General features: G+C 64.7%; 22 protein-coding genes and 1 pseudogene. 10 read left to right on the forward strand and 13 right to left on the reverse strand.

Annotation, left to right across the window (positions count from 1 at the left end):
• Nucleotides 1–18 precede the first annotated feature (18 nt).
• From ATY02_RS18330 to ATY02_RS18355, 6 genes are all read right to left on the reverse strand, one after another.
• Complete coding sequence (locus ATY02_RS18330; protein WP_068578253.1) at nt 19–1,452, reverse strand: FAD/NAD(P)-binding protein; 1,434 nt, start codon at nt 1,450–1,452, stop codon at nt 19–21.
• A gap of 174 nt (nt 1,453–1,626) precedes the next feature.
• Complete coding sequence (locus tag ATY02_RS18335; RefSeq protein WP_068578251.1) at nt 1,627–2,538, reverse strand: AMP-binding protein; 912 nt, start codon at nt 2,536–2,538, stop codon at nt 1,627–1,629.
• A 46-nt stretch (nt 2,539–2,584) separates the two neighbouring features.
• On the reverse strand, nt 2,585–4,015 hold the full coding sequence (locus ATY02_RS18340; protein ID WP_068578250.1) for an LLM class flavin-dependent oxidoreductase: 1,431 nt from the start codon (nt 4,013–4,015) through the stop codon (nt 2,585–2,587).
• Entirely contained in the window at nt 4,015–4,476 is a 462-nt protein-coding gene (locus tag ATY02_RS18345) for an acyl-CoA dehydrogenase (RefSeq protein ID WP_068578248.1), read from the reverse strand. Before ATY02_RS18345 ends, ATY02_RS18340 begins: the two co-directional genes overlap by 1 nt.
• Nucleotides 4,477–4,487: 11 nt before the next feature.
• Nucleotides 4,488–5,690 carry an SfnB family sulfur acquisition oxidoreductase gene (locus ATY02_RS18350; protein WP_068578246.1) on the reverse strand — a complete coding sequence of 401 codons (1,203 nt, stop codon included), beginning with the start codon at nt 5,688–5,690 and terminating at the stop codon, nt 4,488–4,490.
• A 199-nt stretch (nt 5,691–5,889) separates the two neighbouring features.
• Nucleotides 5,890–6,453, reverse strand: a complete 564-nt coding sequence (locus ATY02_RS18355) for a helix-turn-helix domain-containing protein (RefSeq protein WP_068578273.1) — start codon at nt 6,451–6,453, stop codon at nt 5,890–5,892.
• Here ATY02_RS18355 and ATY02_RS18360 point away from each other — a divergent pair.
• Nucleotides 6,448–7,470, forward strand: coding sequence for a DMT family transporter (locus tag ATY02_RS18360; RefSeq protein WP_083235645.1), 1,023 nt, complete (start codon nt 6,448–6,450; stop codon nt 7,468–7,470). The two genes, ATY02_RS18355 and ATY02_RS18360, sit on opposite strands and share 6 nt — an antisense overlap.
• A gap of 10 nt (nt 7,471–7,480) precedes the next feature.
• On the opposite strand, the gene ATY02_RS18365 is transcribed toward ATY02_RS18360, so the two are convergent.
• Nucleotides 7,481–7,852 carry a hypothetical protein gene (locus tag ATY02_RS18365; RefSeq protein WP_068578242.1) on the reverse strand — a complete coding sequence of 124 codons (372 nt, stop codon included), beginning with the start codon at nt 7,850–7,852 and terminating at the stop codon, nt 7,481–7,483.
• A 198-nt stretch (nt 7,853–8,050) separates the two neighbouring features.
• Here ATY02_RS18365 and ATY02_RS18370 point away from each other — a divergent pair, with 198 nt between their 5' ends.
• The 6 genes from ATY02_RS18370 to ATY02_RS18395 are packed head-to-tail and all read left to right on the forward strand — an operon-like array spanning nt 8,051 to nt 14,123.
• Nucleotides 8,051–10,969 carry a monovalent cation/H+ antiporter subunit A gene (locus ATY02_RS18370; protein ID WP_068578240.1) on the forward strand — a complete coding sequence of 973 codons (2,919 nt, stop codon included), beginning with the start codon at nt 8,051–8,053 and terminating at the stop codon, nt 10,967–10,969.
• Nucleotides 10,969–11,313: a Na+/H+ antiporter subunit C gene (locus ATY02_RS18375; RefSeq protein WP_011060906.1), complete on the forward strand. Its 345-nt coding sequence runs from the start codon at nt 10,969–10,971 to the stop codon at nt 11,311–11,313. Before ATY02_RS18370 ends, ATY02_RS18375 begins: the two co-directional genes overlap by 1 nt.
• On the forward strand, nt 11,310–12,998 hold the full coding sequence (locus ATY02_RS18380) for a monovalent cation/H+ antiporter subunit D (RefSeq protein ID WP_068578237.1): 1,689 nt from the start codon (nt 11,310–11,312) through the stop codon (nt 12,996–12,998). The genes ATY02_RS18375 and ATY02_RS18380 overlap by 4 nt, the downstream gene beginning before the upstream one ends.
• Nucleotides 12,995–13,483: a Na+/H+ antiporter subunit E gene (locus ATY02_RS18385; RefSeq protein ID WP_068578234.1), complete on the forward strand. Its 489-nt coding sequence runs from the start codon at nt 12,995–12,997 to the stop codon at nt 13,481–13,483. The genes ATY02_RS18380 and ATY02_RS18385 overlap by 4 nt, the downstream gene beginning before the upstream one ends.
• Complete coding sequence (locus tag ATY02_RS18390; protein ID WP_068578232.1) at nt 13,480–13,758, forward strand: K+/H+ antiporter subunit F; 279 nt, start codon at nt 13,480–13,482, stop codon at nt 13,756–13,758. Before ATY02_RS18385 ends, ATY02_RS18390 begins: the two co-directional genes overlap by 4 nt.
• Nucleotides 13,755–14,123, forward strand: a complete 369-nt coding sequence (locus ATY02_RS18395; protein ID WP_068578230.1) for a Na+/H+ antiporter subunit G — start codon at nt 13,755–13,757, stop codon at nt 14,121–14,123. The genes ATY02_RS18390 and ATY02_RS18395 overlap by 4 nt, the downstream gene beginning before the upstream one ends.
• Before the next feature lie 40 nt (nt 14,124–14,163).
• Here ATY02_RS18395 and ATY02_RS18400 read toward each other — a convergent pair whose 3' ends face one another.
• Entirely contained in the window at nt 14,164–14,601 is a 438-nt protein-coding gene (locus ATY02_RS18400) for a DUF3995 domain-containing protein (RefSeq protein ID WP_068578227.1), read from the reverse strand.
• 93 nt (nt 14,602–14,694) lie between these two features.
• Here ATY02_RS18400 and ATY02_RS18405 point away from each other — a divergent pair, with 93 nt between their 5' ends.
• Both ATY02_RS18405 and ATY02_RS18410 read left to right on the forward strand, forming a co-directional pair.
• Nucleotides 14,695–15,081 carry a DUF2946 domain-containing protein gene (locus tag ATY02_RS18405; RefSeq protein ID WP_176719729.1) on the forward strand — a complete coding sequence of 129 codons (387 nt, stop codon included), beginning with the start codon at nt 14,695–14,697 and terminating at the stop codon, nt 15,079–15,081.
• 88 nt (nt 15,082–15,169) lie between these two features.
• Nucleotides 15,170–17,305, forward strand: a complete 2,136-nt coding sequence (locus ATY02_RS18410) for a TonB-dependent receptor (protein WP_068578224.1) — start codon at nt 15,170–15,172, stop codon at nt 17,303–17,305.
• 187 nt (nt 17,306–17,492) lie between these two features.
• Here the strand turns inward: ATY02_RS18410 and ATY02_RS18415 are convergent, their stop codons facing one another.
• Nucleotides 17,493–17,690, reverse strand: coding sequence for a hypothetical protein (locus ATY02_RS18415; protein WP_083235649.1), 198 nt, complete (start codon nt 17,688–17,690; stop codon nt 17,493–17,495).
• Nucleotides 17,691–17,695: 5 nt separating this feature from the next.
• Nucleotides 17,696–18,166 carry a hypothetical protein gene (locus ATY02_RS18420; RefSeq protein WP_083235648.1) on the reverse strand — a complete coding sequence of 157 codons (471 nt, stop codon included), beginning with the start codon at nt 18,164–18,166 and terminating at the stop codon, nt 17,696–17,698.
• 660 nt (nt 18,167–18,826) lie between these two features.
• On the opposite strand from ATY02_RS18420, the gene ATY02_RS18425 reads away from it, so the two are divergent.
• Nucleotides 18,827–19,057 (forward strand): hypothetical protein, encoded by a 231-nt coding sequence (locus ATY02_RS18425; protein WP_068578218.1) that lies wholly within the window; start codon nt 18,827–18,829, stop codon nt 19,055–19,057.
• A gap of 51 nt (nt 19,058–19,108) precedes the next feature.
• Here ATY02_RS18425 and ATY02_RS18430 read toward each other — a convergent pair whose 3' ends face one another.
• The 3 genes and pseudogenes from ATY02_RS18430 to ATY02_RS18440 all read right to left on the reverse strand — a co-directional run bounded on the left by ATY02_RS18430 (nt 19,109) and on the right by ATY02_RS18440 (nt 21,789).
• The gene (locus ATY02_RS18430; RefSeq protein ID WP_068578216.1) at nt 19,109–19,327 is read right to left on the reverse strand and encodes a hypothetical protein; all 219 of its coding nucleotides are present in this window, start codon (nt 19,325–19,327) and stop codon (nt 19,109–19,111) included.
• 120 nt (nt 19,328–19,447) lie between these two features.
• A pseudogene (locus ATY02_RS36645) lies at nt 19,448–20,500 on the reverse strand (methyl-accepting chemotaxis protein); the annotation flags it as partial.
• 884 nt (nt 20,501–21,384) lie between these two features.
• A complete protein-coding gene (locus tag ATY02_RS18440) occupies nt 21,385–21,789 on the reverse strand; it encodes a TraR/DksA family transcriptional regulator (protein ID WP_022643977.1) in 405 nt (134 codons plus the stop codon).
• Between the last annotated feature and the right edge of the window lie 315 nt (nt 21,790–22,104).

Here is a 22,104-nt window from a genome sequence, read left to right on the forward strand (position 1 = left end):
CCCAATGCCCTCCAGCGCCTACAACGAGGCGGCCAGGCGCGCAGCCAGGGCCTTGGCCTGCAGGGCCACATCGGTGACCGCGGTGCTTTCCCACCACAGGCCGCGCAATGGCGGGCCCATGGCGAACAGGCATTCGCTGGCCCGACCCTGGGCGTCGTGCACGGCGCCGTCGGGCTCGGCACTGATGCCCAGGGCCAGCGGCCCCGGTTGCACCAGGCCCCGGGCCAGGAGCTGCCGGGGCAAGGGCCGGTCCACCCGGCGCCAGTCGTATTCGATGCCGCTGGAGTTGATCAAGGCATCGCCCGCCACTCGCGTGCTTTCCCGGCTGCCGCGATAGCGCAAGCGAATCGCCAGGCGGCCCTCACTGTCCGGCTCCAGCCCCTGGTAGCTGGCGGCATGGATGCGCAAACGCCCCTGGGCATGCAGGCGCCTCACCAGCTCATCGCTCAAGGGCGGCGAACGATGGTGATGGCTTTCCCACCAGGGCCGCACATGCCGCACGAACTGGCGGCGTTGGAAATCACTGGCCTGGCTCCACAAGCGCGGGATGTGCACCCGCACCGTGTCCAAGGGCGCTTGCCAGTCGATGCCCTGGGCCAAGGCCTGGCGGCACTGGCGGCGCAGCTCGTGGAGTAATTGACGGGGGCTGCGGATACCCGGGTCCTGGCCCAGGAAATCGATCCAGGCCGGCGGCTGGCGCCGCACATGGGGCAGCAGCCCGTGGCGGGAAAACACTTCGATGGGGCCCCGGTGCCCCGCCTGCTCCAGGGACACCACAGCGTCCACCATGGTCAGTCCGGAGCCGATGATCAGCACCCTGGACATCGGGTCCAGGCGCGCCATGGCGCTCACATCCCAAGGGTCCAGGGCGGCAGCATTGAGGCCGCTGGAATGGGTTTGCCGGGTACGGGCGGCGGGGAACATGCCCGTGGCCAGTACCGCTCGCGCGCCCTGCAGTTGGCGCCCATCGGCCAGGACCAGCGAAATCCCGCTGTCCTTATGCTGCAGGTCCACCACCTCACTGTGCACATGCTCCACCCAGGAGCCCTTCGCCAGGCCCACCGCCCGGGCCTCGGCCAAACGCTGCTGGACGTAGACCCCGAACAACCCCCGGGGCGGGAAGAGCTCGCTGATGGGCACAGGCTGGAGGGCCGACTCGGGCCAACCGCCTTCGGCAATGTGCTGGGTCAGCCACTGGGTCAGGTCGTCGGCGTTGTCCGGGTCGACACTCATGCGCGCCGCATTGCCATTGAGGGTGTGCCCCAGCTCAGTGGCACTGTAGGCCTCGCCGCGCCCCAGCTCGGCACGCGGTTCGATCACCAGGATGCGGCGCGCGCCCGGCAGGCGTAGCAATTGTGCGGCCAGCAAGGCGCCACTGAGGCCGCCGCCGATAATCAGTACTTCGGCATCGCAAGGGGCAGGATCCGGCTGCCCGATAGGGGTCTGGTTCATGCAAGGCTCATGGTCAGTGTTGGCCGGGACCCTGTCCCGGAGGGCATGGGGCACATCCCCGGGCAGCAGGGTAATACCTTGCCCGGTACCTGGAACATCCCCAGCAAGATATTAGGCCTGTACCACGACCGGATTCGCCAGGCAGTACCAAAGTAGGACGCCATCCGCGGCGACCTATCCGGGGCGGCGTTCGAACCGGTCGATCCAGCCTGGTAGCGTTCCTTGGGACGGCATCGGTTGCCAGATGAAACGCAGACGGGAAAGGCCCAGAACACGCCGCACCTGGCGCTCCAGCAGCCGCGCCAGGGTGCTGCTCGGGTGGCGCATGGTCCAGCCCCACAAGCGTCGGCGCCAGCTACCGACGGGGCCCAGTTGGCCTTCGATCTCCTCTGCCAGGCCCTGCAAACGCCGCGGTGACAGCAGCAGGTCGCTGGGAGCCATTTCGCGCCGGTCACGGGCCGCCGAACCCTGGCTCTCAGGAAACGCCAGGCTGTGCCCGCTACCCAGCCATTGTCCGAGCAGCACCTCCAGCCCGCCCTGCCATTGGGTCCCCTCCTCACTCCACAACTGCACGGCCTCATTGCGCTGGTGCCAAGCTGCCTGGCGCCGGGAGCCACTGCCGGGCCCCAGCAACTGACTGAAGGCCAGCCAGGGCTGGCGCGAACTCGCCAAATCGACTGGCGGCTCACGGACGATCAGCAGGCCTGGAGCCACGCCGTTCTCCCCCGCCGCCAACCAGCACGCCAGTTGCGGGCCGGAGTCGATGAACACGTGGCTGGGCCGCCAGCGCCACAGGCATTGACGCAAGGCCTCGATGGGCGACTGGTCGCCAAGGCTCACCACCTCGGCCCCCAGGCTGCTCGCCGCCAGGGCCAAAAGCAGCAGGTCCGGTTCGAACGACCCACTCAGGATCAGCCGGGAGCGATAGCCCAGGCCATGCTGGCGCAAGCCATCGACCAGGCGCTGGACATCGCGCAGCACATCGATCCAGCGCCAGGCGTACCACTGCCCCCCGCGCTTGTGGCGCAGGGCGTTGGCCAACGGCCGCATCCGGGCCCAGTGTCGCAGCGACTCGTACCTGTCCATGACCGCTCCCTGGTGGCGCCCCGTAACTGCCAGTGCAAGCTACGAACTACAACGGATGCGCGGCCGGCCGCAGCCGCTCCGGCTCGGCAGCGGCCACCACCTGGCGTTGGGCACCGAGGTTGCGCCAGGCGCTGCCCGGATGGCTCTCGGGCAACCCTGGGCCTGCGCCGAACAACTTCTCGCGCAAGGTGCCTGGCGCATAGTCGGTCTTGTACGCCCCGCGCTTCTGCAACTCCGGCACCAGCAGGTCCACTGCATCGATAAAGGTTTCGTGAGTCAGGGCATAGGCCAGGTTGAAGCCATCCACATCGGTTTCCTCGACCCACTCCTGCAACAGGTCGGCCACAGTCTCGGGACCACCGACGAACAACGGGCCGAAACCACCGATGCCCACCCAGTCTGCCAATTCGTGGGGCGTCCAGACCTTGTTCGGATCCGCCGTGGAGAAGGCCTCCACCGCGGACTGGATGGCATTGGTATGCACATGCTGCAGCGGCTCGTCAGGGCGGAAGCGACTGAAATCGATACCGGTCCAGCCACTGATCAAGGCCATGGCGCCTTCGTAGCTGACCCAGCGCTTGTACTCCTCGAACTTGGCCTTGGCCTGGGCGTCGGTCTCGCCGAGGATCACCGTCTGCAGGTTGAAGATCAGCAGCTTCGACGGATCGCGCCCGGCCTCGGCGGCGCGGCGGCGGATATCGGCCACGGTCTTTTTCAGCAGCACCTTGGAGGGCGCCGCAACGAACACGCATTCGGCCTGCTCGGCGGCGAACTGCTTGCCCCGGCTGGAGGCCCCGGCCTGGTAAAGCACCGGGGTGCGCTGCGGCGAAGGCTCGCACAAATGGATACCCGGCACCTGGAAGTGCCTGCCCTGGTGGCGAATCTCGTGGATCTTGCTTGGATCGCTGAAGATCCGCCGCTCGCGGTCGCGCAGCACCGCGCCGTCCTCCCAGCTGCCCTCCCAAAGCTTGTAGCAGACCTCCAGGTACTCCTCGGCATAGTCGTAGCGGGCGTCGTGCTCGGTCTGGGCTTGCTGGCCGATATTGCGCGCGCCGCTCTCCAGGTACGAGGTGACGATGTTCCAGCCGGCACGGCCTTTGGTCAGGTGGTCGAGGGTGGAAAGGCGCCGGGCGAAGGGATACGGGTGTTCGAAGGACAGCGAGGCCGTGAGGCCGAACCCCAGGTGCTCGGTGACCAGGGCCATGGGCGGAATCAGTTGCAACGGATCGTTCACCGGTACCTGGGCCGCCTGGCGGATCGCCGCCTCGCCGTTGCCGTTGTAGACGTCATAGAGGCCCAGCACATCGGCGATGAACAGCCCGTCGAACTTGCCCCTCTCGAGGATTCGCGCCAGGTCGGTCCAGTATTCCAGGTCCTTGTACTGCCAGGAGCGGTCCCTGGGATGGGCCCAGAGCCCCGGGGATTGGTGGCCGACGCAGTTCATGTCGAAAGCGTTGAGGCGTATTTCACGAGGCATCACACAGCACTCCTGGAACCTGGTGCCACGCCATTGAGGCGGTAATTGCCAATCAGCTGATACTTCCAGCGCAGCGGATCGTGCAGCGTCGACGGCTGCGGGCTGCGCTGGCCGGTGAGTTCGAACTCGGCATTGCCGGCCGCCAGCAGCGCCTCGCCGGCGGCAATCGCGGCCTCGGCCAGGGCGATCTGGGTCTCGGCCGGGGCCTGGCCTGACTGCAAGTGGCGCCGGGCACGGTCCTGCAAGGCCGAGGCCACGTCGATGCGTAGCTGAAGGTCGCCAAAGCGGCTGATCACATAAGGGTCGTCGCTGGCTCGGGCCAGGCCGCTACCGGGCCAGGGCAACGCCTGGTGGCGGACAAACGCCAGGGTCTGCTGCAACAGACGGCGTGCCAATTGCAGGTGTTCGACGCCCTGGGCCAGGGCCTGTTCGGGGTTCTCGGGACGGGTCAGTGCATTCATGGGGCAGTCCTTCAGTTCCAGGCGTGGCGGGCCGGCTTGACCCCGTTGAGCAGAAAGTTACCGAGCAGGTGGAGCTTCCAGCGCGCCGGGTCATGCAGGGTATGGGTCCGGGCATTGCGCCAGTGACGGTCGAGGTTGTACTTGGCCGAGACCGAGCGGGTGCCCGCCAGCTCGAACAGTTTGCTCGCCGCCAGCAGCGAGCTTTCTGCCGACAGCACCTTGGCCTGGGCCACCACCACCGAGGCCTGGGCGACGCTATCGGCATCAGGCCTGGCCAGGGCCTGGTCGATGGCCTGGGCGGCCCGGACGAGGATTTCCTCAGTGCCGTGCACGCGCCACTCCAGGTCGCCAATGGCGGCAAGGGTGTAAGGATCCTGCCAGCCATGATCCAGGCCGCTGTCGATCCAGGGCCGGGATTGCCGGGCCTGTTGCTTGGTGTCCTCCAGCGCAGCGACAGCGATGCCGGTATCCACAGCGGCCTGGATCACCTGGGAGATCGGCCCGTCGGCGGTGGGTTGGTCGAAGGCTCGATGGGCAGGGATCACCGCGCTGCGCGGCACCTGTACCGCCTGCAGGCTGACCCCGCCACTGGCGGTGGTGCGCTGGCCGAAGCCATCCCAGCTGTCGATCACCGTCAACCCCGGGGCATCGCGCTCGATAAAGGCGATATGGGCCTGACCGTCCTCATCCACGGCCACTGCCGGGACGATATGGGCGAACAAGGCACCGGTGCAGTAGAACTTCTGGCCATCGATGCGCGCCTGGTCGCCGTCGAAGCGGATCTGGCTCTGGAAGGCACCGACATGCTTGCTGCCGGCCTCGGAGAACGCGTTGCCGAAACGATACCCCTGCAACACCTTGGCGAAGTAATGGTGTTTTTGTTCCTCGCTGGCGGTCTGCAACAGGATGTCCACCACCCCCAGGTGGTTCTGCGGCAGCTGGCCCAGGGACGGGTCGGCGGCGGAGATGATCTTGATCACCTCCACCAGGGTCACATAGGACACTCCGGCACCGCCGTATTCGCGGGGAATGGTGATGCCCCACAGGCCACTGGCGGAGAACTCCTCCAGTTCGGCGATCGGCAGGCGCCGCTCGCGATCCCGTACCGCGGCATCCACGGCAAAGCGCCGGGCCAGGGCTCGGGCGACACTGATGGCTTCGGCATCGCTCTGGATGATATGGGCATTGCTGGGGGGTTGGGCTGGGGCTGTCATGGGCCGGCTCCGCTTCCTGATGATCGAGATCGACACCCGAAGGTGACTCCTGCCAGGACAATTGCAGAACCCGTGCCTAAGAATAAAATTCTTTTAAATCAATAATCCAAAAAACAAACAAGAGAAACTACCTTAACTTTAAACAGGCAAAATGCCCAACTGCTGTTGGCTGGCGAACAGTTGCCCGTGGCGTTGGCGCTCAGATCACCACATTGCGCACGAAGCGTGTGGCCTGCTCGCCGTCATTGCGATAGCCATGGGGAACATGGCTGGCGAACATGAAGAAATCGCCACTCTCCAGGCGACGTTCGTCATCGCCGAAGAACACCGTCAGGCAGCCCTCGAAGACGTACAACTGCTCGCTCCAGCCCTCGGCATCGCACTCGGAGCGATACACCTCCCCCGGCTCCAGGCGCCACTCCCATAGTTCCACTTCACGGGTTGCGTCGGCCTTGGCCAGCAACATCGCGCGACTGCCGGGAATCACCCCGGCCCAGGCCAATTCATTGATACGAGTGGAGTCCCGGGAGTCCGGGGCCTGGATCAGGTCGCTGAAGGCTACGCCCAGGGCTTCGGCCACCCGGTCCAGGGTGCCCAGGCTGACGTTCTTCTCCCCGGCCTCGATGGCTACCAGCATGCGCCGACTGACAGCGGATTTTTCCGCCAGGGCGGTCTGGCTCAAGCCTGCGGCATGCCGCAAGCGCCGGACATTGAGGCTGACGTGTTGCAGGACTGACGCCCGTTGCGTGTTTTCCTTGTGCACTATATTGCTCACCCCTGGTACCTGCGCAGTATACTGCTCAACTTTCGGCGCATTGTGCGTCCCCCTCAGGTAGCACGCAAGACCATGACATCCAAGGCTCCCAGCACTTTTTCCTACAAGCTCAGCAAGGCCGAGGCCGTGCTGGTGCTGATCACCATGATCTGGGGCGCTACCTTCCTGCTGGTGCAACAGGCCATGAGCGTCAGTGGCCCGATGTTCTTCGTCGGCCTGCGCTTCGCCGCGGCGGCCGCTATCGTCGCGCTGTTTTCCGGGTCGCGCCTGCGTGGGCTGACCCTGTTCGAATTGCGCGCCGGCAGTTTCATCGGGGTCGCCATCGTGCTCGGCTACGGTTTGCAGACCGTGGGCCTGCAAACCATCCCCAGCAGCCAGTCGGCCTTCATCACCGCGTTGTACGTGCCCTTCGTGCCCTTGCTGCAATGGTTGTTCATGGGCAAGCGCCCGGGCTTGCTGCCCAGCCTGGGGATCATGCTGGCATTCACCGGGCTGATGCTGCTGTCCGGGCCCAACGGCGCTTCCCTGGATTTCAGCCCCGGAGAGATCGCAACCCTGATCAGCACCGTGGCGATCGCCGCGGAAATCATCCTCATCAGCAGTTTCGCCGGGCGCGTGGACGTGCGCCGGGTGACGGTGGTGCAATTGGCGGTGACCTCGGTACTGGCCTTTGCCATGGTGGTGCCGACCGGGGAAACACTGCCGGAATTCTCCTGGCTGCTGCTGGTCATCGCCCTGGGCCTGGGAGCCTCCAGCGCGGCGATCCAGGTGGCGATGAACTGGGCGCAAAGGAGCGTCTCGCCGACCCGGGCCACGCTGATCTATGCCGGCGAACCGGTCTGGGCCGGGATCGTCGGGCGCATCGCCGGCGAGCGCTTGCCCGCCCTGGCCCTAGTGGGCGGGGCGATGATCGTGCTGGCGGTGATCGTCAGCGAGCTGAAGATCAACCGTAGATCGACGCACAGGCCAGAAGCCACCCTGGGCGGTGAGTCGACACCGCCCTGACCCCGGCCACCTACAAGGACGGCGCGTCGGGCTCAGGGCTCGAAAGCCAGCCCGGGGCGATCAAGGACCCATGGTGCTTGGGCTCCAGCGGCAGCGGATCACCTTCAATTTTGCCCTTGTAATAGAAATAGGCCCGGTAGCGGACATGCCCCTCCGGCATGGCCTTTTCGTAATACAGCACGGTGCCCGGCGGCAACAGGTAACTGTGCCCGTCGTCCGGGGGGCCGTCGATGACCAGGGCCTTGCGGGTGCTGATCATCTCCTGGGCCGGCGGGTACAACCGCTCCAGGCCGATGGCCAACGCGGCGCCCAGGCAGGTGAACAGCAGGGCAAAGCAGCCACGCCGGAGAAATCGGCGGGTGGTGGTTTGGGCTGGGTGCATCCGTGTCGATCCTTGTCCGATGAGTTGCGTGCAGGGCAAACCTTGTACAAACACCCGGGAACGGGCGAAGCAGGCATTTGTCTCCTACCTTTGAAAGCGCATGTAACATTTCTGATGGCTGCCTGGCCGCGCTTGGCGGTTGGTGATCCAGGGCCTGGCACGTATTATGCGTCATACTTTTCCGCAGATTAGAAGCCTATGTCCCTGATAGTTCTACTGCTTCTGCCGTTCATGGGCAGCTGTCTGGCGGCCCTGTTGCCGCACAACGCACGTAATACCGAATCCTTGCTGGCCGGCCTGGTTGCCCTTATCGGCACCGTCCAGGTGGCCCTGCTGTACCCGCAGATCGCCGATGGCGGGATCATTCGCGAGGAGTATGCCTGGCTGCCCAGCCTGGGACTGAACTTCGTGTTGCGCCTGGACGGCTTCGCCTGGCTGTTCTCGCTGCTGGTGCTGGGCATCGGCACCCTGGTGTCGTTGTATGCCCGCTACTACATGTCGCCCCAGGACCCGGTGCCGCGCTTCTTCGCCTTTTTCCTGGCGTTCATGGGCGCCATGCTGGGCCTGGTGATCTCCGGCAACCTGATCCAGATCGTGTTCTTCTGGGAACTGACCAGCCTCTTCTCGTTCCTGCTGATCGGCTATTGGCATCACCGTTCCGACGCCCGCCGTGGTGCCTACATGGCGCTGATGGTCACCGGGGCCGGGGGATTATGCCTGTTGGCGGGGGTCATGCTGCTCGGCCATGTGGTGGGCAGCTATGACCTGGATCAGGTACTGGCTGCCGGCGACAAGATCAGGGCCCATGCCCTCTACCCTGTCCTGCTTCCCCTGATCCTGCTCGGTGCACTGAGCAAGAGCGCACAATTCCCCTTCCACTTCTGGCTTCCCCACGCCATGGCCGCACCGACCCCGGTCTCGGCCTACCTGCACTCGGCAACCATGGTCAAGGCAGGGGTGTTTCTCCTGGCCCGCCTGTGGCCATCGCTGTCCGGCAGTGAAGAATGGTTCTGGATCGTCGGCGGCGCCGGCGCCTGTACTCTGGTGCTGGGCGCTTATTGCGCGATGTTCCAGAACGACCTCAAGGGCCTGCTGGCCTACTCCACCATCAGCCACCTGGGCCTGATCACCCTGCTGCTGGGCCTGAACAGCCCGCTGGCGGCGGTGGCCGCGGTATTCCACATCCTCAACCACGCCACCTTCAAGGCCTCGCTGTTCATGGCCGCCGGGATCATCGACCACGAGAGCGGCAGCCGCGACATCCGCAAGCTCAACGGCCTGATCAAGTTGATGCCCTACACCGCGACCCTGGCCATGGTGGCCAGCGCCTCCATGGCCGGGGTGCCGCTGCTCAACGGCTTCCTGTCCAAGGAGATGTTCTTCGCCGAGACGGTGTTCATCAATTCCAGCGCCTGGGTCGAGATCGCCCTGCCGGTGATCGCCACCATCGCCGGGACCTTCAGCGTCGCCTATGCCCTGCGCTTCACCGTCGATGTGTTCTTCGGCGAGCCGGCCACCGACCTGCCCCACACGCCCCACGAGCCGCCACGCTGGATGCGCGCACCGGTGGAGCTGCTGGTGTTCACCTGCCTGCTGGTGGGGATCTTCCCGGCCCAGATCATCGGGCCGTTGCTGGCCGCCGCCGCACGGCCGGTGGTGGGCGGGACCCTGCCCGAGTACAGCCTGGCGATCTGGCACGGCCTCAACGCGCCGATGATCATGAGCCTGATCGCCATGTCCTGCGGCATCGTCCTCTACCTGCTGCTGCGCAAGCCGCTGGTGCGTGGCCGTTTCGCCTACCCGCCGGGCGTGGGCCGCTTCAACGGCAAGCGCCTGTTCGAACGCTGCCTGGTGGCCCTGACTCGCCAGGCCCGCAGCCTTGAACGGCACTTGAGCACCAAGCGCCTGCAGAGCCAGCTGTTCCTGCTGGTGCTGGCGGCGGTGATCGCCGGGTTGATCCCCATGCTCTATAGCAGCCTGACCTGGGGTGACCGGCCGAAGATCCCCGGTTCCATTGTCTTCGTGACTTTCTGGCTGCTGGCCATCGCCTGTGCCCTGGGCGCCGCCTGGCAGGCCAAGTACCACCGCCTGGCGGCCCTGACCATGGTCAGCGTCTGCGGGCTGATGACCTGCGTGACCTTCGTCTGGTTCTCCGCCCCCGACCTCGCCCTGACCCAGTTGGTGGTGGAAGTGGTGACCACGGTGTTGATCCTGCTGGGCCTGCGCTGGCTGCCACGGCGGATCGAAGACGTCTCGCCGCTGCCCAGCAGCGTGCCCAAGGCGCGTATCCGCCGCCTGCGCGACCTGAGCCTGTCGGTCGCCGTGGGCCTGGGCATGGCGCTGTTGTCCTACGCCATGCTGACTCGGCCGACGCCCAACGACATTTCCTCGTTCTACCTGAGCCGGGCCCTGCCCGAGGGGGGCGGCACCAATGTGGTCAACGTGACCCTGGTGGATTTCCGCAGCTTCGACACCCTGGGCGAGATCACCGTGCTGGTGGCCGTGGCCCTGACCGTGTTCGCCCTGCTGCGACGCTTCCGCCCGCCCAAGGAGAGCATGCAACTGCCGGCCCAGCAGCGCCTGCTGGCACCGGACGTGGTCACCGACCTGGTCAACCCGCGCCAGGCCAGCGACACCGCCCTGGGCTTCATGATGGTACCCGCGGTGCTGGTGCGCCTGCTGCTGCCGATCGCCCTGGTGGTGTCCTTCTACCTGTTCATGCGCGGGCACAACCTGCCGGGCGGCGGTTTCGTCGCCGGGCTGGTGATGTCGGTGGCGTTCATCCTGCAGTACATGGTGGCCGGCACCCAGTGGGTGGAGGCGCAGATGAGCCTGCGACCGCTGCGCTGGATGGGCACCGGCCTGCTGTTCGCCGTGGCCACGGGCCTGGGCGCCCTGGCCTGGGGCTATCCGTTCCTGACCACCCACACCCTGCACCTGGACCTGCCGCTGTTCGGCGATATCCATATCGCCAGCGCGCTGTTCTTCGACATCGGCGTGTACGCGGTGGTGGTGGGCGCGACGCTGCTGATCCTCACCGCCCTGGCGCACCAGTCGGTGCGGGCCCACAAGCCTGCCAGCCAGTCCAAGTCCCTGATCAAGAGCGGAGCCGCCTGATGGAAGAAGTCATTGCAATCGCCATTGGTGTCCTCGCCGCCTCGGGGGTCTGGCTGGTGCTACGCCCCCGGACCTTCCAGGTGGTGATGGGCCTGTGCCTGCTGTCCTACGCGGTCAACCTGTTCATCTTCAGCATGGGCAGCCTGTTCATCGGCAAGGAGCCGATCGTCAAGGACGGCGTGCCCCAGGACCTGCTGCACTACACCGATCCCCTGCCCCAGGCGCTGGTGCTCACCGCCATCGTCATCAGCTTCGCCATGACTGCGCTGTTCCTGGTGGTACTCCTGGCATCCCGGGGCCTGACCGGCACCGACCATGTCGACGGTCGGGAGCCCAAGGAATGAACCTGTTGTCGCACCTGATCGTCGCCCCCATCCTGCTGCCGCTGCTGACCGCGGCCCTGCTCCTGTTGCTGGGGGAAAAACACCGCCCGCTCAAGGCTCGGATCAACCTGTTCTCCAGCCTGCTGGGCCTGGGCCTGGCGCTGTACCTGCTGTACTGGACCCAGGCCGAGGGCGCCACCGGCTCCTTCGGCGTGTACCTGCCGAGCAACTGGCAGGTGCCGTTCGGCATCGTGCTGGTGGTCGATCGCCTGTCGGCGCTGATGCTGGTGCTGACCGGCATCATCGGTACCTGCGCATTGCTGTTCGCCATGGCCCGCTGGGACGGGGCCGGCGCGAGCTTCCACGCGTTGTTCCAGATCCAGTTGATGGGCCTGTACGGCGCCTTCCTCACCGCCGACCTGTTCAACCTGTTCGTGTTCTTCGAGGTGCTGCTGGCAGCCTCCTATGGCCTGATGCTGCACGGCTCCGGACGGGCGCGGGTGTCCTCGGGGCTGCACTACATCACCATCAACCTCCTGGCCTCGTCGTTGTTCCTGATTGGTACGGCGATGATCTACGGGGTCACCGGCACCCTGAACATGGCCGACCTGGCGATGAAGATCCCCCTGGTGCCCGAGGCCGATCGCGGCCTGCTGCACGCCGGTGCCGCGATCCTGGCCATCGCCTTCCTGGCCAAGGCCGGGATGTGGCCGCTGAACTTCTGGCTGGTACCGGCCTACTCCTCGGCCAGCGCGCCGGTAGCGGCCTTGTTCGCGGTCATGACCAAGGTCGGGGTCTATACCGTACTGCGCCTGTGGACCCTGCTGTTCTCCGGGCAAGCCGGGGCTTCGGCCTACTTCGGCAGCCAATGGCTGGTGTACGGCGGCCTGGCGACGATCTTCTGCGCGGCGCTGGCGATCCTCGCGGCGCAGCGCCTGGAACGCATGGCCAGCCTGAGTATCCTGGTCTCGGCGGGCATCCTGCTCGCGGTGATCGGCTTCGCCGACCCGGCCCTCACCGGCGCGGCGCTGTTCTACCTGTTCAGCTCGACCCTGGCGATGTGCGCCTTGTTTCTCCTGGCCGAGCTGATCGAGCGCTCGCGTTCGGCCACCGAAGCCCCACTGGAGGATGAAGGTGAAATCCTGCCGCAACCGGTGGGTTCGCGAAACCCGCCACGGGGCAGCAACCTCGACGACGAACAGCAAGTGGTGGTCGGCCAGGTGATCCCCTGGACCATGGCGTTCCTGGGCCTGAGCTTCATCGCCTGTGCCCTGCTGATCATCGGCATGCCGCCGCTGTCGGGCTTTATCGGCAAGCTCAACCTGATCGCCGCATTGCTCAATCCCCAGGGCCTGGGCAGCAGTCCCGATGCCCAGGTTCCGCTGGCGGGATGGTGCTTTTTGGTGCTGCTGATCCTGTCGGGCCTGGCCTCGCTGGTCGCTTTTGCACGCCTGGGCATCCGCCGCTTCTGGACCCCGGAGGAGCGGCCTTCGCCCGTACTGCGGCGCCTGGAATGCATGCCGATCGTGATCCTGCTGGCGCTGTGCGTGCTGCTGAGCATCAAGGCCGAGCCGCTGCTGCGCTTTACCCAGGACACCGCCAACAACCTCAACCAGCCCGAGCACTATGTGATGGCGGTACTGGGGACTCGCACGGTGCTCAGCCCCGAGGCCAAGGCCGCACTGTCGATGGAGGTGCAGCCATGAAGCGCCTGTTCCCCTCGCCCTTCCTGTCCCTGGCGTTGTGGTTGTTGTGGCTGCTGCTGAACCTCTCCGTCAGCCCCGGCAACCTGCTGCTGGGCGCGATGCTGGGTTTTCTCGCGCCGCTGCTGATGCGCCCGCTGCGCCCGCAGCCGATCCGCATCCGCCGACCGTGGACCATCCTGCGCCTGTTCCTGTTGGTGGGGCGCGATGTGCTGGTGTCGAACCTGTTGGTGGCCTGGGGCGTGCTCAATAACGGTCGGCGCCCGGTGCGCTCGGCCTTCGTCAAGGTGCCCCTGGACCTGCGCGATGCCAACGGCCTGGCGGCGCTGTCGACCATCACCACGGTGGTGCCGGGCACGGTCTGGTCCGAGCTGTCGCTGGATCGCAGCATCCTCTTGCTGCACGTCTTCGACCTGGAGGACGAGGCGCAATTCATCCAGCACTTCAAGACCACCTACGAGCGTCCGCTGATGGAGATCTTCGAATGAGCGCACTGATGGATAACGCGATCCTGCTGAGCCTGTTCATCTTTTCCCTGGCCATGGTCCTGACCCTGGTGCGCCTGTTCAAGGGTCCCTCGGCCCAGGACCGGGTCCTGGCGCTGGACTACCTGTACATCCTGGCGATGCTGATGATGCTGGTGCTGGGCATCCGCTACTCCAGCGATACCTACTTCGAGGCGGCGCTGCTGATCGCCCTGTTCGGCTTCGTCGGCTCCTTCGCCCTGGCCAAATTCCTCCTGCGTGGCGAGGTGATCGAATGAACGACCTGCAACAACTGCCCCTGTGGGTGGAAATCCTGGTGGCGCTGCTGCTATTGGTCAGCAGCCTGTTCGCCCTGATCGGCGCCGTGGGCATCCTGCGCATGAAGAGCTACTTCCAGCGCATGCACCCGCCGGCCCTGGCCTCGACCCTGGGCTCGTGGAGCGTGGCCCTGGCCTCGATCCTGTATTTCTCGGCGCTCAAGTCGGGGCCGGTGCTGCATGCCTGGCTGATTCCGATCCTGCTGTCGATCACTGTACCGGTGACCACCTTGTTGCTGGCCCGCGCCGCATTGTTCCGCAAGCGCATGGCCGGTGACGACGTGCCGGCGGAAGTCAGCAGCAAACGCCAGGAAACCGGTAACTGAGGCGACGCGGGCTTGCCCCGCGCCTACCTTGCGGGGTTGGTCAGGCCCAGGCCAGTACCAGCAGCCCGGCCCCCAGCACCACGCACAAGGGGCAATAGAACAACGTATCGAGCCGGGCGAACGTCGAGCCGCGCACCTGCTTGAAGAACCCCACCAGTTCCGAGTCGCCAATGGCCCGGGCGAACATCAGCAAGGCCATGGCGCTGATGACCCACTGCAAGGCCGGATGGCTCACGCTCGGCAACAGGAGCCCGACCCGCAGGCACACCAGCAGCGCCACCAGCAACAGGGCTAGCGCCACCAGCAAGGTCGCCAGCGCCGGGGGCTGGAAGGCCGGCTGGCTCTGCCCGGGCACAGGCCCCGGCACCTGCGGAATCACCGCCTCGCTGCCGCGCTTGCCGCCAGCGGCCCAGTACAGGTGCAACAGGCTGATCGATAAAAAGGTTCCGGCCACTCCCTGTGCAAGCAGATGAGTCATGTTGGACGTCCCTGGAAAATTTCGCTGAAGAATGGACCTGATTGCACGTTTTGGTAAGTACGTTCGTCGTCTTCGATGCTAAAGTGCCGGCCCATGAAATTCGCCCGTTCCGATCGCTCGCTCGTTGCCTGGATGCTGTATTGCTGCGTCCTGTTCAACGTGTTCGCCTGCAGTATCGGCCATGGCCAGATGCTGGGCATGCAGCTCAACGGCATCGGCGGGCAGTTCTGTAGCGTCGACCCGGCCACCCAGGCGCCCGTGCAGGCCCCCACCGACCAGGATTCGCTGCCGACCCTGGCCAAGGCCTTCGGTTGCCCCCTGTGCTCCACCGGCGGCATGGGCCCGGCGCTGAACACCAGCCTTGGCCTGGCCTTCCTGCCGCAGCCCCAAGCACCACCGCTGCTCGCCGTAGCCCAGATCGACCTCCCTGCCCACCATAGCTGGCCCACCGCCCATCCCCGGGCACCGCCCCACGCCTGATTCCTGCCCCTACCCGCCCTCTCCACCGCGCCCTCTGCGTGGCGCGTGGCCGTGGGCTGTTTCCTAGTCAAGAATTCAGGACCTTTCAATGAAACACCTTCCTTTACTGGCGAGCCTGTTGGGCTGCCTGTCTATCAGCGCCTGGGGCCAACCGGGCCTCGAACTGGCCCCCACTACCATCGGTGCCGACGAAGCGGATGCCGAACCCGGGTTATCGCTCGATCGGTCCAGCGGCATGGCCTCGCGCCTGGGCCTGAGCCTGCGTGAAACCCCCGCCTCGGTGGCGGTGAGTAGCCGCCAGGACATCGAGCGCCGGGGCGATCGTACCTTCCAGGACGCCGCCAATGCCCTGCCCGGGGTCAATGCCAGCGCTCCTCCGGGGTTCGGCGGCTTCGTTTCCTATCGTGGCTTCACCAGTGGCCAGATCACCCAGATGTTCAATGGCATCAATGTCGCCACCGGCCTGGCCCGCCCTGTGGACGCCTGGATCTATGATCGGGTGGAACTGGTGAGCGGCCCGTCGTCGCTGATCAATGGCGCAGGCTCCGTGGGCGGCTCGCTGAACTACGTGACCAAGCTGGCCGAACGCCGCGAACGGGCCGCCGAGGGCCTGCTCGGCTATGGCAGCTTCGACACCACCCAGACCGCCTTCGGGGTCAACCATGCCCTGAGCCCGGCCAGCGCCGATGTGCAGCACTTCGCGCGGCTGGATGTCAGCCACAACACCAGCAACGGCTATATCGACCGCCAGGAGCGCGACGCCTGGAGCCTGGCATTCTCCCTGCTCAGCGACCTGACCCCGGACCTGTCCCACACCCTGGCCGTGGAGTATCAGGACGAGCACGAGGACAGCCCCTACTGGGGCACGCCAGTGCTCAACCCCAAGGCCGGCGACCTGAAGATCGACAAGCACAACCGCTTCAACAACTACAACGTCGCCGATGGCCTGTACGAACAGCGCACCGTCTGGCTGCGTTCGATCCTCGACTACCGGATCAACGACAGCACCAGCCTGCGCAATACCCTCTACCACCTGGACAGCCAGCGCGACTACCGCAACCTGGAGACCTACCAGTACAGCCCCGACAACCGGCTGGTGAACCGCTCCACCGCCTACCTGGTGCGGCACCAGGGCAACCAGGTGGGCAACCAGTTCGAGGTGCGCCACGAAGACCAACTACTGGGCCTCGACACCACCTGGGCCGCCGGTTTCGAGTACAAGGTCAACAGCACCACCAATTCGCCGAACAACGTACCGGCCCGCAACAGCGTCGACCCGAACAGCTACCGTCCCGGGCACTTCTACGAACTGGAAGGAACCCGCCAGGGCTGGGTCAAGGACAAGACCAACCAGGTCACCACCCGCGCGCTGTTCGTCGAGAACCGCCTGGCCCTGACCGACGAGCTGTCGCTGCTCAGCGGTTTGCGCTACGACGCCATCGACCTGGACGTGACCAACCACCGGACCATCACCGCCAGCAACCCGCGCCACTTCAAGCGCAGCTGGGAGCCGGTCACCGGACGCCTGGGCCTGACCTGGCAGTTCTTGCCCAGCGCCAACGTCTATGTGCAATACAGCACCGCCGCCGAACAGCCCAGCGGTACCCAGAACTTCGACGTATCCACCGGCAAGCAGTGGGAGGTGGGGAGCAAGTTCGACTACCTGGACGGTCGTGGCTCGGCCACCGTGGCGGCCTACCGCATCGAACGCAAGGACTTCGCCGTGACCGATCCACTGGACCCGGCCAATAGCATTCCGGTGGGCCAGCAGACGTCGAAGGGCATCGAGCTGGCCAGTTCGCTGCGCATCACCCCGCGACTGCTGGCCCAGGGCAACTTCGCCTGGGTGGATGCCGAGTACGATGCGTTCAATGAAAAGCTCGCCAGCGGCGCGGTGGTCTCGCGCAAGGGCAATACCCCCACCAACGTGCCCTCGCGCCTGGCCAACCTGTGGCTGACCTATGACTTGGCGAGCGACTGGCAGGCCGGGGTCGATGCCCGCTACGTGGCCTCGGTCTACGCCGACAATGCCAATACCCTGACCATGCCCGCCTACACCCTGTATGGCAGCTTCCTGCGCTACCAGCTCGACAGCCACACCAGCATTACCGGGCGAGTGCGCAACCTGACCAACGAAACCTACGGCCAGTTCGCCCACGTGTCCCCGGCCTACTACCTGGGCACCCCGCGAACCTTCGAAGTGGCGGTGCAAACCCGCTTCTGAAACGCCTCTGCAAGGTGGTGGCCCGAATGCCTTTACCAAGGGTTCGGGTACACCCAGGCCTGGGCGATTGCGCCTGGTTCGTCAACGAATGGAGGAACTTGCAAGCCGGGCCATGGTGCGCCGCACCTGCGTCCGGGGCTGGCCGATGGAACGAGCGGGCTGTGCTAGGGCGCGGGTATCACGGTTGTCACGGGCCTTCCGGCTCCTGCAGGCGTTGCAGCTCACGCCGCACCATGCTGGCGTAGGCTGCCGGGCGCAAGCTGTAGATCTGTGCAGCCACCCAGTTCAGCCAGGCGCCCTGCAAGACCGTCTTCTGCTGGAACAGGCGCAGGGCCTCGTTGCGCGCGTCAGCCAGATGCTGCTGGTGGAATTCGGCGCGGCTCAGGCTCGTCACTCGCTGGCCTTGAAGCTGATCAATTCGCCCTTGCGCCATTTGGCGGCCTTGGCGGACACCGCCTTGAGGGTCTTGGTCAGGCCTTCCTGCAACTGTTCGTTGGCGGCGAACACCATCACCACCGACTGGCCTTCCCGGAACACGATCCCCTGCCCCAGCGGGCTGCTGACGAAGGCGTAGTCGCCCAGGCCATAGACCGTCAGCTTGATCTCGCGAAAGCGGATTTCCATCTTGCCGCCTTCGCGACTGGGCAGCACCGCCGCCCGAAAATGATCGCCTACCTTGAGTTCCAGGCGCGGCTTATCGTCCACCACCATCGCCGACTCGGTATCGAGTTCGGCGATGTAGATGCCTTCGGCGGATTGTTCGGTGACATAGACAAAACGAGATTGAAACTGCTTGACCAGCTTTGCGCGCAAATCACCCAAAACAAACAACGCATGCATTTCAAGATTACTTACTGCCAAGGAAAGCTCCCCGATACTCAAATAATGCTGTCCTTGAAAAAATGGACAGCACAAAAAACCGCCATGGCGGCGTACTTATCTCGAACGATCAACCGGAAAAGTCACCCATATGAGCCTGGTACCGCTGCAGCCACGGGCGCTGGGCAAAGGGTATTTCGCCGATGCGGCAGGCTCGTGTCGAAGGCAGGAAAGTAGGCTCAGGGCCCGAAAAACATGGCTTTGCGCAATCAGGAATGGATGCTGGAACAGGCTTTCAGGCCCAATACGTCTAGTAACATGAATCCCTGGATCGGCAGCCACTTCGGGCGGCACAGGCAATTCTAGAGCAACTTTGGGCATTTCGACCATTCAAAGCGATCTTCCACTGCATACAGGCCCAGTCAAGCACAACAGCCGCGCAGCCATGCAGCAGGTAATACTGCCTTGGACACCTCCTTCGACAAGGCGCGATTCTAACTCTCCACCCCCCTTGATACGGCTAGGCATGGGCAAGATTAGTCGTAAGAAATGTCAACTCTGCTCGTCAGAACATTTACAACCTGAGTAGGACATGACCTGACTCAAGATCTGGCAGCAAACCGCGCGCCATACTCGACAGCGAACTTTTCGACCGCATCCTGCGGACCTTTAATACTCATTCACCCTGGGAGCAGGCAGGAAATGACCGAGCTGGATATTGGCGAATTCTTCATCCGCGGCCAGTGCCGGGAAGTCAGGGGCGAATTCCAGGCCGTGATCGCCCTGCGGGCCAAGCCACCAAGCAATCGGGTCGGTTTGTACCAGGTCGAGCGCGACCGCTGGTTCAAGACCCCAGCACAAGCCGCAGCCGCCGCCAGGGCATCGGCCCGGGCCCTCAAGCAGGCCATCGACCAGGGTGCGCTGGACGCTTGAGTCATTGAGCCGGAACCCGGCCCGCAAGCCCGACAGTACCCGGGGCAGCGTTCAAGCCGAGTGCTTGAGCGGCCTCCGGCCCGGCTTGAGCACCGCCAGCTGCTCCACCCAGGCCAACTGGCACTCCTGGGCTTCGGCGCGCGTGGCAAAGGCAGTACCACGCTGCTCACCGTTGACCAGCACCACCCAGCACACCTTGCGTCCCAAGGCCCGCAACGAAGCGGGCACTCCACTGCCAATCATCACCGCCACATCGACTTTGCCGTGCATGGAGTCTTCTCCGGAAAATAGTTAGCTGACTAATGATGTCTCATGCTAATGATTTCCCGCTCCACGCGACATGCCTGATTCTGCACAGCACAATTGCGCCATCGGTAACAATGACGGGCCTCATGAAGCCCGTTGCGGTGGCGCCTGCTCCGGTTTGTAGCCCAGGCGCAACCCACCCCAATGCCGGCCCAGGACCATGATCGGCACCGACAGGTCATGCATCAGCTCACCGGTGTCGCGGGTATAGGTCTGCAGCAGCAACGGTTGCTGGTGGCTGCCACAGCGGATGCCCGTACGGTCGGCAAACTTGCGCTTGCTGCGGTTATGCAGGTTGTCCACCTGGGGATCGCCGGTCAGCGGCTGGGAAAACGCCTTGTTATGGGTTGGCACATAACCTTCCTGGGTACAGGCGATGGCAAACACCAGGCCATCATGACGTGACAACAGCGACTCCTGGATCGGCGGCAGCACCTGGTCGGTATAGCGGTCGAAGCGGGTCTGGTACCTGGCCGGCTCCGTATTGGCGATCAGCTGATAGTGGCGGTCGAACAAATCATCGAGGGTAACGCGCTTGCCTGCCAGGTCCGCTTCGAATTGCTCGGCGATACGCCGTGCACCTTCGCGGGCCAGGTCATAGATGCGCTGGTGATAATCGTCCAGGCCCACCACGGCCAGGCGCTCGCTGATGGTTTCCGCCTGCCCTTCCATCTGTACCGCTGCCTGGGCCAGGCTGCGGGTCTGCTGGTCGCTGACCGCCAGGTCGCTGCGCATCTGCTCTACGGCATGGAACAGGCTGTCGAGCTGCTCGCGATTGGTCTGCGCCCCCCGGGCAATCTCGCTGACCTGCTCCTCGACCCCGGCAGCCAGGCGGGCGATGTTGTCCAGGTGGCGTCCCGTGTGTTCCACCTGCTCGACCCCCTGGCTCAGATCGTCGGACAGCTGGCGAATCTGCTCCACCACATCACTGGTGCGCTGCTGGATATCGGCCACCATCACCCCGACCTCGTCGGTGGCGGTGGCAGTGCGCCCGGCCAGGCCGCGCACCTCGTCGGCGACCACGGCGAAACCACGGCCATGCTCGCCGGCGCGAGCGGCCTCGATGGCGGCATTGAGCGCCAACAGGTTGGTCTGGCTGGCGATGGACTGGATGACCAGCGCCACCCGCTGGATTTCTTCGCTGCGCTGGCTCAGGGCCTCGATCAGCTCGCGGCTGTCATTGGCCCGCTGGCTGAGCAGGTGCATGCGGGTGATGGACTCGCCCAGTACGCTGCGCCCTTCGGCGCTGCTGGCATGGGCTTCGCTGGCGGCGCCCAGGGCCTGGAGGCTGAGCTGCGAGGTGACCTGCTCGGTCTTGATCATGACCTCGGCGTTACCGACGATGCTCACTGCGGCATCCAACTGCGATTGCAACTTGCCGGCCAGTTGGGTTACCGAGTACGCCACGGCGGCGGCAGACAATGCGTTATGGGTAGTGCCGTAGGACAGATCGCGGGTCAGTGCCGACAGCTCGGTATCGGCCGCGACCGCCGTGGTCTCCAGCGCCTTGCGCGTGCGCCAGCGAGGCAGCCAGACCACCAGCACCGCCAGCGGCAGGCACAGGTACAGCGGCCAGCCCCCCAGGGCCTGGCCCGCGAACAACGCCATCAAGGCTGCGCTCTGCAGGGTCGGCGCCCACCAACGTCCCCCATCGTCGCTGGCCAGCGGCTGCGCGACAGGCGCCGCGAGAGATCCTTCTCTTGACATCTTGGTCACCCCATATCGTTCTAATTGTTTTCCGGCATTAAACGCCACTAGAAGGCCATTATCCATGGTCCCTTAGTAGGAATCAGAGCAGCGGCAAGCTTGCAGCCATAAGCGGCAAGAGACGTTTGGGGAGGTATTATTCAGAGTCTTCCGGGAGGGATGTTGCAGTAGATCAAGGGAAATGGAAGACGGGCTGCGGATATCGCACAGGATTACCGCGAGGGGGGAGGTTCGCCCTCCAGTGCGCAGCGCTGGCTAGGCTGCGCCCCTGGAGGCAAGAATGCACTTGAAACACTGACAGCTTGCAGCTGCCTTTAAGCCTGGCGCTGGTGCTTGTCGATCTGCTCGTGGCGCTCTTGGGCTTCGATGCAGTACTTGGTGGTCGGGCTGATCAGCAGGCGCTTGAGGCCGATCGGCTCGCCGCTGTCGTCGCACCAGCCAAAGCTGTCGTCACTGATCCGGCCCAGGGCCTGCTCCAGCTGCGGCAACATGCGCTGGTCACGATCGATGGCGTTGACCAACCAGGTGCGCTCTTCTTCGACGGAAGCGGCGTCGGCCGGGTCAGCCGGGGTATCCAGGCTTTCAATGGCGATCCGGTTCTGCTCGATGCGCTCGTGGGTTTCCACCTTCATGGCTTGCAACAGCTCAGTGAAAAAAGCGTGTTGCTCGGCATTCATGTAGTCATCCGCCGGCATGGCCAGCAACTTTTCCTTGGTCATTGATTTCTCTATAAAAAATACGTGCATTAAGGCGAATTCAAGCTGTTTCCGGTTGACCCGTCAGGTCATCAGAAAGGCGCCATACCTTCCAAGCGCCACCCGGCACTCAATTTACGAGGGGCGGCAGTCTAAGGCCGGTTTGAGGGCGCAGCAACTGAAATGACAGCGAATCTGTCCGACAAACCGCACAAAGCCCGCAATTGCGGGCTTTGGGGCGGATGATCGGAGTGCTTTTATAACAAAAAATTCAATGGACACCGCTCTTTTAGAAGACAAACGGCAGTACCGGACGGCGGATTTGGCTATTTCTGCGAC

The sequence above is a fragment of the Pseudomonas sp. BIOMIG1BAC genome (assembly GCF_001705995.2).
GTDB lineage: Bacteria > Pseudomonadota > Gammaproteobacteria > Pseudomonadales > Pseudomonadaceae > Aquipseudomonas > Aquipseudomonas sessilinigenes.

What these genes read in the sequence shown, in the direction of transcription:
- ATY02_RS18330 (WP_068578253.1), bottom strand. Translation starts at nt 1,452, where the DNA reads ATGAACCAGACCCCTATCGGGCAGCCGGATCCTGCCCCTTGCGATGCC.
- ATY02_RS18335 (WP_068578251.1), bottom strand. Translation starts at nt 2,538, where the DNA reads ATGGACAGGTACGAGTCGCTGCGACACTGGGCCCGGATGCGGCCGTTG.
- ATY02_RS18340 (WP_068578250.1), bottom strand. Translation starts at nt 4,015, where the DNA reads ATGCCTCGTGAAATACGCCTCAACGCTTTCGACATGAACTGCGTCGGC.
- ATY02_RS18345 (WP_068578248.1), bottom strand. Translation starts at nt 4,476, where the DNA reads ATGAATGCACTGACCCGTCCCGAGAACCCCGAACAGGCCCTGGCCCAG.
- ATY02_RS18350 (WP_068578246.1), bottom strand. Translation starts at nt 5,690, where the DNA reads ATGACAGCCCCAGCCCAACCCCCCAGCAATGCCCATATCATCCAGAGC.
- ATY02_RS18365 (WP_068578242.1), bottom strand. Translation starts at nt 7,852, where the DNA reads ATGCACCCAGCCCAAACCACCACCCGCCGATTTCTCCGGCGTGGCTGC.
- ATY02_RS18370 (WP_068578240.1), top strand. Translation starts at nt 8,051, where the DNA reads ATGTCCCTGATAGTTCTACTGCTTCTGCCGTTCATGGGCAGCTGTCTG.
- ATY02_RS18375 (WP_011060906.1), top strand. Translation starts at nt 10,969, where the DNA reads ATGGAAGAAGTCATTGCAATCGCCATTGGTGTCCTCGCCGCCTCGGGG.
- ATY02_RS18380 (WP_068578237.1), top strand. Translation starts at nt 11,310, where the DNA reads ATGAACCTGTTGTCGCACCTGATCGTCGCCCCCATCCTGCTGCCGCTG.
- ATY02_RS18385 (WP_068578234.1), top strand. Translation starts at nt 12,995, where the DNA reads ATGAAGCGCCTGTTCCCCTCGCCCTTCCTGTCCCTGGCGTTGTGGTTG.
- ATY02_RS18390 (WP_068578232.1), top strand. Translation starts at nt 13,480, where the DNA reads ATGAGCGCACTGATGGATAACGCGATCCTGCTGAGCCTGTTCATCTTT.
- ATY02_RS18395 (WP_068578230.1), top strand. Translation starts at nt 13,755, where the DNA reads ATGAACGACCTGCAACAACTGCCCCTGTGGGTGGAAATCCTGGTGGCG.
- ATY02_RS18400 (WP_068578227.1), bottom strand. Translation starts at nt 14,601, where the DNA reads ATGACTCATCTGCTTGCACAGGGAGTGGCCGGAACCTTTTTATCGATC.
- ATY02_RS18405 (WP_176719729.1), top strand. Translation starts at nt 14,695, where the DNA reads ATGAAATTCGCCCGTTCCGATCGCTCGCTCGTTGCCTGGATGCTGTAT.
- ATY02_RS18410 (WP_068578224.1), top strand. Translation starts at nt 15,170, where the DNA reads ATGAAACACCTTCCTTTACTGGCGAGCCTGTTGGGCTGCCTGTCTATC.
- ATY02_RS18425 (WP_068578218.1), top strand. Translation starts at nt 18,827, where the DNA reads ATGACCGAGCTGGATATTGGCGAATTCTTCATCCGCGGCCAGTGCCGG.
- ATY02_RS18430 (WP_068578216.1), bottom strand. Translation starts at nt 19,327, where the DNA reads ATGCACGGCAAAGTCGATGTGGCGGTGATGATTGGCAGTGGAGTGCCC.
- ATY02_RS18440 (WP_022643977.1), bottom strand. Translation starts at nt 21,789, where the DNA reads ATGACCAAGGAAAAGTTGCTGGCCATGCCGGCGGATGACTACATGAAT.